A 10,583-nucleotide genomic window follows, 5' to 3' on the forward strand; every position below is an offset into this window, starting at 1 on the left:
TTTCCCGCTGCAACTAAACTGTCTAAATCCGCTTTTGTCAATGAATGCCGATCTATTACTAGATCTTATTCCTGCATTTCAGCAAGGAGAATCACATGCTTTTAATACTTTCTTCAAAGAGTATTACAGACCCCTGTGTTTTTTTGCGGAGCAATTGCTGGGTAATATGGCAGATGCGGAGGACATTGTGAAAGATGGTTTCGTAAAGCTCTGGAACAGGAAAGAGGACTTCGATCATCCCAAAAGCATTAAAAGCTTTTTATATACTACTACTAAAAACGCCAGTCTCAATCACCTCCGTCATCAAAAAGTGCATGATCATTTCCAGCAGGAAATGTTGTACCTCGATGATAAGAAGGGGGATGAGCTCATCCTGCAACGGATGATTCAGTCGGAGTTAATGCAGTCTATTTATTTAGAGATAGAAAAGTTGCCGGAGAAGCGGCAGCAGGTATTCCGTATGATTTTCCTGGAAGGGATGAAGAATGATGAAATAGCAGAGAAACTGGGTATTTCGGTTTTCACCGTAAAGGAACATAAGGCGAAAGCCTTGCAGCAGCTGCGTTTGCGGTTTAGTGATCAGCAGCTGATGCTGTTTATGATTTGCTGTAGCAGTATTTTATTATTACGTAAGTAAAGGTTTGCTTCGCAAACACTTAGCGCTTCAGCGCAGCGCGCTTCCATCCGGTGAGGTGGCCCAGCCGGGGCACCTCACCGGAGATATTCTGTGCCGAAGGCACAGGATATCTCCGGGCTAAAATCTCTCTAATTCCTCCACCACCCTACTCACCGGCAGTCCCATCACATTATAAAAACAGCCTTCAATTTTATCAATCGCCACCGCGCCAATCCATTCCTGGATCGCATAGGCACCGGCTTTATCGTAAGGTTTGAATGTATCCACATAATAGGCAATCTGCTCCTGCGTAAGCGGGTTAAAGAAAACCCCGGTTTCTTTTGAAAAAGCCACTTCTTTGGCCGCATTACGTATAACCACCCCGGTTATTACCCGATGCTCACGGCCGCTGAGGGCGGTGAGGATGCGGATGGCATCTTCCCGGTCGCGGGGTTTGCCTATAATCGTATCATCCAACACTACTACGGTATCCGCTGCTATAATTATTTTTTCGGGAGATGTCAGCGCCGCTATGACCACTGCCTTTTGACGGGCAATATACACTGGCACATCGGGTATGGGCATATCGGCGGGAAACGACTCGTCTGTATCCGCCACCTGAATGGTAAAGGGAATGTTCGCCTGCTCCAGCAGCTGTTTCCTGCGTGGCGACTGTGAAGCCAGCACCACGGGCGCACCTTGATACATTTATAAGAATAATTTAAAGAAGATCATAGATAATATACCGGTCAGCATCACGAGCTTTACCAGGGAGCTCACCTTGTGATAGTCGGCGGCAGTGGTAGCCTTTTTGAGTTGCTGATAGATGTACAGACATGGGAGTTGTACCAGCAGCAGCAAATAAATAATGGCGATAGACCATCCCAGCAGCCACACTCTTATCTCTACCAGAATAATAGTTACCTGCAACCCCAGCAGCAGGGCGTAACACAGCCTTTTGGCCGGCAGTACCCCCCAGATGATAGGAATGGTGCGGCAACCATCTTTACTGTCGCCAATCATATCTTCCAGGTCTTTCACGATTTCACGGACCATGGAAATGATGAAGGCGAACAACGCATACACGCCGATGATCTGGATGAGTTTACGGCCTATGGGAGACATAATCGCTTCAAAGCTATGGTAGATCTGCTTTTCGTAAAAGCCAACCACCACCACAGATAAGGCCGTGAGCAGGGAGATCACCACATTGCCGATCAGCGCCTGGCGCTTGAAGGAGGTGGAATAAAACCACAGCAGCAGCGAGCAGATCACCTGCGTAAAGCCGAGATAGATCTGGCCTGTTTTCCAGGCTACGATGAAGCCGAGTGACACGCCCGCCATATTTAATATGGTGTGCCAGGCCATGGCCCAGCGGCGGGAGATCACTTTGTCGAGCACCATTTTATCGGGCTTGTTGACAATATCTATATTAATGTCAAAGTAGTCGTTGATGATATATCCGGCCGCGGCTACAAACACGGTGGATAAGCAGAGCAGAACAAACTGAGGTACGGAAAGGCTGGGTTCTTCGCCGGAGCTATGCAGCACAGGAGCCACCACACAATATTGCAGCAAAAACTGCGTCAGTGCAATGTATACCAGGTTCGGGTATCTTATCAGTCTGAAAAATGCGGCCCAGAGTTTCATGGGATAAATGAGTTAAAATTTGTGATGCGGATCGATGGCATTAGCGGGATGCAATTCCTTCATCCATCATCCAGTGGTCATTCAATTTGAGCACTTTCTCCATAATATCACGCACACAGCCGAGTCCTCCGCCGTAAGGTGACACATACCTTGAAATACTTTTGATTTCCGGTGCTGCATCTGCCGGGCAGGTAGCCAGGCCTACCATTTGCATCGGGGAATAGTCAGGGATATCATCTCCCATATATAATATTTCCTCCCAACGGAGGTCATTTTCGAAAACATAGTCCTGCAGCTTTTCCTTCTTATCCACAATCCCAACATAAATATCTTTAATGCCGAGGCCTTGCAGGCGACTCACCACGCTTTCCGACTTCCCTCCTGAGATAATAACTACCCGGTAACCTTTTTTTACAGCCAGCTGCATGGCATAGCCGTCTTTGATGTTCATTTTGCGGGACAGCTCTCCGCCCGGCAGCAATTGCACGGTTCCGTCAGTCAATACCCCATCCACATCCAGTACGAATGTAGTGATAGGCTTAAATAATGCTAAAATGTTCATAGTTGGCGGCGAAAATACGAATTATGCTATTTCCCTGCTTTATCGTGAAAGTTAAAAATACTGTCTGACATCACATTATATACCAGCTGCAGGTATTCGTCGTTTGCCAGCAGGTCCCGGTGGAGGGCCATGGTGGTTTCGTCCTGTCGCAGGGCCGGGCCTGTTTGTACCGTTTCCGGGGCAAATTTCTCCAGGCGGTCGAAGGTCTCCTTAATAATAGGCTGCAGCAGGGTGAAGTCGAGGTGCTCCTTTTCGCAATAGGCTTTTGCCCGGGCGAAGAGGTGGTTGGTGAAGTTATTCACCAGCACGGCGGTGAGGTGGTATTGGAGGCGCTGGTGGGAGTCTGTCACCGCTATTTGGGAGGCAATGCTCTGGGCCAGGGCCTGCAGGCGCTTCATCACCTCATCGTTGCTGGCTTCCAGCATGATAGGAATGGGCGGGTAGTTCTTTATTTCTTTACGGATGGATTGCAGGGGGTAGATTACACCTGTATTGGAGGAAATTTTGGAAATCGCGCCCAGTGGCACGGCGCCGGCTGTATGTGCTACCATACGGCGTCCGAGGCGCAGTTCGTCGTTCAGCACCGGGTAGGCAGCATCTGATACGGCGAGCAGGTACATATCTGCCTCCATATTAATATCCAACAGGTCAGTAATATAAGGTGAGTGCAGCATTTCGCCCAGTTCGGCGGCGCGGGCCTGGTTGCGGCCTACTATCTGGATGATCTGGTGTCCGTGTATTTTCAGCAGGTGACCGAAACAATGTGCGATATTGCCAGTGCCAACTATTACGATATCCATTAATATTATTTTATGTGTTGGTGGATTAAAACAGGGATTCAGCCCGCCAATATACAGCGTTTACGCCGGTATCCGTTTTTTCATTACATTACAAGTGAATTTAAACTAATACGAGTACCTTATTTTTTATTTTCAAGGTACTTTTATATACTTGCAGAATTCGTAATCCTTTATTTTACGAAATTTTGCGTATTTAGCAGCATATTAAAGAAGCATACATGGCAAAAAATTTAGTTATAGTTGAGTCCCCAGCAAAGGCCAAAACCATTGAAAAGATCCTGGGAAAGGACTTTGAAGTCAAATCCTGCTTCGGTCACATACGTGACCTGGAGAAGGACGACATGGGGATAGACATTGATAATAACTTTAAGCCTAAATATGTTGTACCGGAAGATAAGGAAAAGGTAGTAAAAGACCTGAAGAAGCTGGCCAAGGATACCGATGAGGTATGGCTGGCAACGGATGAGGACCGTGAAGGGGAGGCTATTTCCTGGCATTTATGCGAGGTATTGGGTCTGGACCCTAAAAGCACCAAAAGAATCGTTTTTCACGAGATCACCAAGCCTGCCATTGAAAATGCGGTAGCACATCCCCGCAAGCTGGATATGGACCGCGTAAATGCGCAGCAGGCACGCCGTATACTGGACCGTATCGTAGGTTTCGAGCTCTCTCCTGTGCTTTGGCGCAAGATGAGTATGCGTAACAGCCTTTCAGCCGGCCGTGTACAGTCGGTAGCCGTTCGCCTGATCGTAGAAAGAGAAAGAGAGATCAACGGCTTCACTGCGGTAAGCACGTTTAAGGTAGAAGCCTGGTTTACCGGTAAAGACATTAACGGTAAGAGCATTTCCTTTAAAGCCGAAGGCCCTAACAAGTTTAAAACAGCCGAAGATGCGGAGAAATTCCTGACGCAATGCGTAGGTGCCGCCTATACGGTAAAAGATATACAGGTAAAGCCAGGTAAGAAATCCCCGGCTGCCCCTTTCACCACCTCTACCCTGCAACAGGAAGCCAGCCGTAAACTGGGCTACAGCGTTTCCAAAACCATGTTGCTGGCGCAGAAACTCTATGAAAGCGGTAACATTACCTATATGCGTACCGACTCCGTGAACCTCTCTGATACTGCCCTGGCAGATATTCAGAAAGCAATTGTTGGTAACTGGGGAGATAAATACCACCAGCACCGCAAGTTCAAGAACAAGAACGAATCCGCACAGGAAGCGCACGAGGCCATCCGTCCTACCTACATGGAAAACACCACCGTAGATGACAGTGATACCCGTAAGCTGTATGAACTGATCTGGAAACGTACCATCGCCAGCCAGATGTCGGATGCAGAGCTGGAAAAAACCATCGCAAAAATTGATATCTCCACTAACCACGAAGAGCTCACTGCCAGTGGGGAAGTGCTGAAATTCGACGGCTTCCTGAAAGTATATATGGAAAGCCACGATGATGAAGATGTAAATGAAGACGAAACCCAGGAAGGATCTCTGCCGCCATTGACTGTTAAGCAGTCGCTGGACCTGAAAGAGATGAAGGCCACCGAGCGCTTCTCCCGTCCTGCACCAAGGTATACAGAGGCCAGCCTCGTTAAAAAGCTGGAAGAACTCGGCATTGGCCGTCCTTCGACTTACGCTCCTACCATTACCACCGTTCAAAAACGTGGCTATGTGGAAAAGAGGGATAAAGAAGGTATTAAAAGGGAATACCGCATTCTGACACTGAAAGCGGATAAGCTCAGCAAACAAACCGACAGCGAAAATACAGGAGCAGAAAAGTCTAAACTCTTCCCTACCGACCTTGGTATGATTGTGACCGATTTCCTCAATCAGTATTTTAACTCTGTAATGGACTACGGTTTTACCGCCAAGATTGAAGGAGAGTTTGACGAAATCGCCAATGGTAAAAAGGTTTGGAATAAAATGCTGGCTGAGTTCTACAATCCTTTCCATAAGGATGTGGAAAACACCCTGGAAAACGCAGAGCGCGTAAAAGGGGAGCGTCAGCTGGGTGTGGAAGAATCCACTGGTAAGCCAATTGTGGCTCGTATGGGTCGCTACGGCCCGATGATCCAGATCGGCCAGGCAGAAGATGAGGAAAAGCCACGCTTCGCTAAGCTGAAACAGACGCAGAGTATTGAAACCATTACGCTGGAAGAGGCGATGGAGCTGTTCAGACTTCCGCGTAACCTCGGTCAGTTCGAAGATTCAGATGTAATTATTAACATAGGCCGCTTTGGTCCTTATGCGGCGCATGATAAGAAGTTCTATTCCCTGAAAAAGGAAATGGACCCATACACCGTGGAGCTGGACGAAATAGCCCCGCTGATTGTGGAAAAGCGTACTGCCAAAGACGAGCGTACCATCAAGGTATTCGAAAAAGAGAAGATACAGATCCTGAAAGGCCCGTATGGTCCTTATATCAAGCAGGGTCTTAAAAACTATAAGATCCCCAAAGAGAGGATAGACCAGGCCGCAGATATTACAGTGGAAGAAGCTAAAGCCATCATTGAAGATGTGAAAGCGAATCCACCGAAAAAGAAAGCCCCGCCAAGGAAGAAAAAGGCCTAAGGAAGCCGGTTTCAAGGGAACATTGGCGGTGGGATTGACCATTGTTACACAGTTGACATGCACGAAAACAGAGAAATAAACGCTTTGTTCCACCTGTTGGATGATCCGGATCAGGAGGTTTTTGATACCGTTGCCAGCAAAATATTGCTGTATGGTAAAGAGATCATCCCGAACCTGGAGAATTTGTGGGAGAATACGATCGACGAGTCAATACAGGAGCGTATAGAGCTGCTCATTCATCGTGTGCACTATCAGGATTTGCAGGCTGCCCTGCGAACCTGGAGCCTGTCAGAACAACAGGACCTCCTCGAAGGCGCCATTCTTACCGCCCGTTATCAGTTTCCGGATCTGGCACGTACTCAGATTACTACCGAGATTGAGCGAATCAAGCGTAACATCTGGCTGGAACTCAATAACTACCTGACACCGCTGGAGCAGATAAATGTGCTGAACAGCATGATTTATAACTACTTTGGGCTAAAGGGGGAAGAAATTTCCTATCAGCGCAGGAACCAGTTTTTCCTCAATCAGGTAATAGAATCCAAGAAAGGCAATCCGTTTACCAACGGCATTATTTACCAGGCGCTTTGCAGCATGCTGGATTTGCCCGTGTATGCGGTGAATATACCCCGTCAGTTTATACTGGCGTATTTCGATTCTTTTGTGGACTTTTCAGTACCTGTGGAGCCGGACGACTACCGGATACTATTTTACATTGATCCGCTGCAAGGACAGATTTACACCCAACAGGATGTGGATACGTACCTGAAGCGTGTATCCGTGCCGGCAGTGCCATCTTATTTCAAGCCGCAGTCTAATAAACGTATAATTCAGCTATTGCTGGAGGAGTTAGCGAAATGCTTCCGGGAGGATAAAGACCAGTACCGTCAGGATGAACTGATGAATTTGAGCAGTATATTGGAAGATTAACAGCTGATCATAAACTTATGATGACAGGAAGAAACCGTTTTACGCGGTTTTTCCTGTCATTGTTGTTTTAGGGGGTGCTATACTCAGGAGAGTACAGAGATGTGGATGGTGCCACTGGCTACATCTTCCGCGGTTACGGTGTAGTATACGGCAAGGGGGAGGTCCAGCGTGTTGCAGTACAATACGTCGCCGGCTTGTACTTCCACATCGTAGCGGTTGGCGTCAATGGCTGTTCCCAGCGCGGAGGTTGCCTGATTTTCAACGGTGTAGAGCAACGTAGGGATGGTAACTTCGATTCCCAGTACGTTTTGTGAGAGGCGTAAAGTAGCGTGTACGCGGGCTTTAGCCTGGGATTTGGTAGTCTTTGCCATGGCGTTGCTGGCAGGGAATGCGCCGGTGAGCAGCACGATAGATGCCAGCATGAATGTACAGAACATTAGCTTTTTCATGATTCAGGGTATTTTGAGGTAAAGAATGGAGGTGAAGATAGGATGCCGGTGTTGAATTGCTATGGCAGTATGAATGTAGCTGTTTTAAGATGGGACCTTCGGTCCCATCTTAAAACAGCACAACATCCGCCAACGGCGGATGTTGTGCTGTTTGCAAATTAAGAAGCCCACCGCATAAGCGATGGGCTTCTTAATTTCTTGCAAGAATATTATCGAAATGATAATCTCTTAGTGTGCAGCAGGAGCTGGAGCAGCAGCAGCAGCGCTATCAGCAACTGGAGCAGCAGCAGAATCAACGGTAGCAGCAGAATCAGCAGGAGCTGGAGCAGCTACTGGAGCAGCAGCCATAGTGTCAACTGCAGTTGCAGTAGAATCAGTAGCTTCAGATTTACCACCGTTACAAGCTACAAAGAACATACCTGCAGCGATTGCGAATACGAATAATTTTTTCATTTGTGTGTTGTTTATAGTTTTTTAAAACCGGCGCAAAGGTATTCAATAAATTCAAATTACAAAATATTTATACCTGCAACTGGCCAAATTATTTCTTTCTGAAGAAGATTTTCAGCGGCACGCCACGGAAATCAAAGTTAGTACGGATCTGGTTTTCCAGGTAATTCCTATACGGTGTTTTCACATCGTCCGGAAGGTTACAGAAAAATGCAAATGCCGGTGTATGTGTTGGCAGCTGGGTAACGTATTTGATTTTAATGGGAATACCACGAACTACTGGAGGATGGTAAGCTTCTATCGCTTTGAGCATCACGTCGTTGAGTTTAGAGGTCTGGATTTTACGCAGGCGGTTATCATATACTTCCAGTGCCACTTCAATGGCTTTGAAAATACGTTGTTTTTCTATCACGCTGGTGAAGATGATAGGTACGTCGGAGAACGGCGCCAGCCTGTTTTTCAGCTCTTTTTCGTAGTCGCGGGCGGTGTTGGTGGCTTTTTCCACCAGGTCCCATTTATTTACCAGTACCACTACGCCTTTTCCTTTTCTGGCGGCGAGGCTGAAGATATTCAGGTCCTGTGCGGTGATACCTTTTTCGGCATCCAGCAGGAGCATTACCACATCAGCTTCATCCAGGGCTTTGATGGCGCGGATAACGGAGTAGAATTCCAGGTCTTCCTGCACTTTGGTTTTACGGCGGATACCCGCAGTATCAATGAGCATGAATTCCTTCTGGAACATGTTGTAATGGGTGTGGATGGTATCGCGGGTAGTGCCTGCGATATCAGAAACGATGTTACGTTCTTCCCCTACGAGTGCGTTGAGCAGGGAGGATTTACCTACGTTTGGCTGCCCGATAATAGCAATTTTAGGGATGTTGGTTTCCATGGAAGCCTCACCCATATCGTCGGTGATGTTGGTAACCACATCATCAAGGAGTTCGCCGGTACCGCTGCCGGACATGGAAGAGAGGAAGTAGATATTATCAAATCCCAGGCTGTAGAATTCGGTAGCTTCGAGAGCGCGCTGTTGGTTATCCACTTTGTTTACCACAAGGTAAACAGGTTTGGAGCTGCGGCGCAGCAGGTCGGCTACGTCAGCGTCGAGGTCGGTGATACCGGTTGTCACGTCGCACATGAAGATGAGGAGGTTGGCTTCCTGCATCGCTATTTTTACCTGCTTACGGATTTCGCGTTCAAATACATCATCGCTGCCGGCAACGAATCCGCCGGTATCGATTACGTTAAAAGTTTTACCGTTCCAGTCGGCTACGCCGTACTGGCGATCGCGGGTAACGCCGCTCTGGTCATCTACGATGGCCTTGCGTTGTTCCAGCAAACGGTTAAATAATGTTGATTTACCCACGTTCGGGCGTCCTACAATAGCAACTGTAAATCCTGCCATTTCTCTGTTTATTAATTTGATTGTCGTAATCACCTGTCACAGCCGGGCTGCGCAGGAATTTATTAATTAGTACCCGTATTCTTTCAGGAAGGTATCATTATCGCGCCATTTGCCTCTCACTTTCACAAACAGTTCGAGGAACACCTTGCGTTCGATGAATGCTTCTATATCTTGACGGGCTCTTGTTCCCACTTCACGGATGGATTTACCTTTTTCGCCAAGGATGATCGCTTTCTGTGATTCTCTGGTTACAATTATTTCGGCAGTAATTTTTGTCAGCGTTTCCTTTTCCTGGAACTGCGTAACGATTACTGTTGTATGATAAGGAATCTCTTCTTCGAAGAGCTGGAAGATTTTTTCGCGGATCATTTCGGCTACGAAAAAGCGTGTAGACTTATCCGTTAGTGTATCATCCGGGTAGAATGCGTTGGCTTCGGGGAGCAATTTTACGATCTCTTCCAGGAGCACTTTTACGTTTTTCTGCTGGCGTGCGGAGATGGGAACGACTGCTTTTGCTTTACCCCATTCCTGGCATTTAGCAACCAGGGCGTCTATTTCCTCTTTGGACAGGTTATCCATTTTGTTGAGGATAAGGATGCTGGGTACTTTCAATTTAAGTGAGCTGAAGAGTTCCAGGTTTTCTTCCAGGTTATCTTTGGCATCCATGATGAGCAGGGCTACGTCCGCATCTTCCAGGGCGGATTTCACGGCTGACATCATTTTTTCATGGAGTTTGTACTTAGGGTCGATGATACCTGGGGTATCGGAAAATACGATCTGGTAGCCTGGTTCTGTGAGCACACCGGTGATACGGTGGCGGGTGGTTTGCACTTTAGGAGAAATAATAGCCAGTTTTTCGCCCATGATGGCGTTTAACAATGTACTTTTTCCCGCATTGGGCTTACCGAAAATATTTACAAAACCTGCTTTGTGCATCTTGATCCCTATTAAAAATTGAAGTCTTCTTAAGCTAAACACCAAACTATGGCAGAGGGTTGTCCGGTGGCGCTTCCGCAAATAAAAAAAGCCGAATTTCTTCGGCTCTTTTACTAATATTTTGTAGCGAGGAGCGGATTCGAACCACTGACCTTCGGGTTATGAGCCCGACGAGCTACCTCTGCTCTACCTCGCAATGAGGGTGCAAAGATAGG

At 47.3% G+C, this 10,583-nt stretch carries 11 protein-coding genes and 1 tRNA gene; 3 read left to right on the forward strand and 9 right to left on the reverse strand.

Features of this window, described 5'->3' with window-relative positions:
- Positions 1-40 precede the first annotated feature (40 nt).
- Positions 41-637 (forward strand): RNA polymerase sigma-70 factor, encoded by a 597-nt coding sequence (locus BUB18_RS00590; protein ID WP_083549178.1) that lies wholly within the window; start codon positions 41-43, stop codon positions 635-637.
- A 117-nt stretch (positions 638-754) separates the two neighbouring features.
- Here BUB18_RS00590 and BUB18_RS29535 read toward each other — a convergent pair whose 3' ends face one another.
- From BUB18_RS29535 to BUB18_RS00610, 4 genes are read right to left on the reverse strand one after another with little or no spacing between them, the layout of a single operon-like run.
- Positions 755-1,324 carry a Maf family protein gene (locus BUB18_RS29535; RefSeq protein WP_073077016.1) on the reverse strand — a complete coding sequence of 190 codons (570 nt, stop codon included), beginning with the start codon at positions 1,322-1,324 and terminating at the stop codon, positions 755-757.
- On the reverse strand, positions 1,325-2,266 hold the full coding sequence (locus BUB18_RS29540) for a geranylgeranylglycerol-phosphate geranylgeranyltransferase (RefSeq protein WP_073077017.1): 942 nt from the start codon (positions 2,264-2,266) through the stop codon (positions 1,325-1,327).
- Between the two features lie 40 nt (positions 2,267-2,306).
- On the reverse strand, positions 2,307-2,828 hold the full coding sequence (locus tag BUB18_RS00605; protein ID WP_073077019.1) for a KdsC family phosphatase: 522 nt from the start codon (positions 2,826-2,828) through the stop codon (positions 2,307-2,309).
- A 26-nt stretch (positions 2,829-2,854) separates the two neighbouring features.
- Positions 2,855-3,628, reverse strand: a complete 774-nt coding sequence (locus BUB18_RS00610) for a Rossmann-like and DUF2520 domain-containing protein (protein WP_073077021.1) — start codon at positions 3,626-3,628, stop codon at positions 2,855-2,857.
- Between the two features lie 218 nt (positions 3,629-3,846).
- On the opposite strand from BUB18_RS00610, the gene topA reads away from it, so the two are divergent.
- Together topA and BUB18_RS00620 are read left to right on the forward strand one after the other, a co-directional pair.
- On the forward strand, positions 3,847-6,198 hold the full coding sequence (gene topA / locus BUB18_RS00615) for a type I DNA topoisomerase (RefSeq protein ID WP_073077023.1): 2,352 nt from the start codon (positions 3,847-3,849) through the stop codon (positions 6,196-6,198).
- A gap of 57 nt (positions 6,199-6,255) precedes the next feature.
- A complete protein-coding gene (locus tag BUB18_RS00620; protein WP_073077024.1) occupies positions 6,256-7,128 on the forward strand; it encodes a transglutaminase-like domain-containing protein in 873 nt (290 codons plus the stop codon).
- Positions 7,129-7,211: 83 nt separating this feature from the next.
- On the opposite strand, the gene BUB18_RS00625 is transcribed toward BUB18_RS00620, so the two are convergent.
- The 5 genes from BUB18_RS00625 to BUB18_RS00645 all read right to left on the reverse strand — a co-directional run bounded on the left by BUB18_RS00625 (position 7,212) and on the right by BUB18_RS00645 (position 10,564).
- On the reverse strand, positions 7,212-7,577 hold the full coding sequence (locus tag BUB18_RS00625) for a hypothetical protein (RefSeq protein WP_073077026.1): 366 nt from the start codon (positions 7,575-7,577) through the stop codon (positions 7,212-7,214).
- Between the two features lie 228 nt (positions 7,578-7,805).
- Entirely contained in the window at positions 7,806-8,030 is a 225-nt protein-coding gene (locus BUB18_RS00630; RefSeq protein WP_073077028.1) for a hypothetical protein, read from the reverse strand.
- An 88-nt stretch (positions 8,031-8,118) separates the two neighbouring features.
- Complete coding sequence (der, locus tag BUB18_RS00635) at positions 8,119-9,432, reverse strand: ribosome biogenesis GTPase Der (protein ID WP_073077030.1); 1,314 nt, start codon at positions 9,430-9,432, stop codon at positions 8,119-8,121.
- A 66-nt stretch (positions 9,433-9,498) separates the two neighbouring features.
- Positions 9,499-10,368 carry a GTPase Era gene (gene era / locus BUB18_RS00640; protein ID WP_073077032.1) on the reverse strand — a complete coding sequence of 290 codons (870 nt, stop codon included), beginning with the start codon at positions 10,366-10,368 and terminating at the stop codon, positions 9,499-9,501.
- A gap of 124 nt (positions 10,369-10,492) precedes the next feature.
- Positions 10,493-10,564 (reverse strand) — tRNA-Met (locus tag BUB18_RS00645).
- Positions 10,565-10,583 lie beyond the last annotated feature (19 nt).

Origin of the sequence: Chitinophaga jiangningensis (assembly GCF_900142605.1) — a bacterium.
GTDB lineage: Bacteria > Bacteroidota > Bacteroidia > Chitinophagales > Chitinophagaceae > Chitinophaga > Chitinophaga jiangningensis.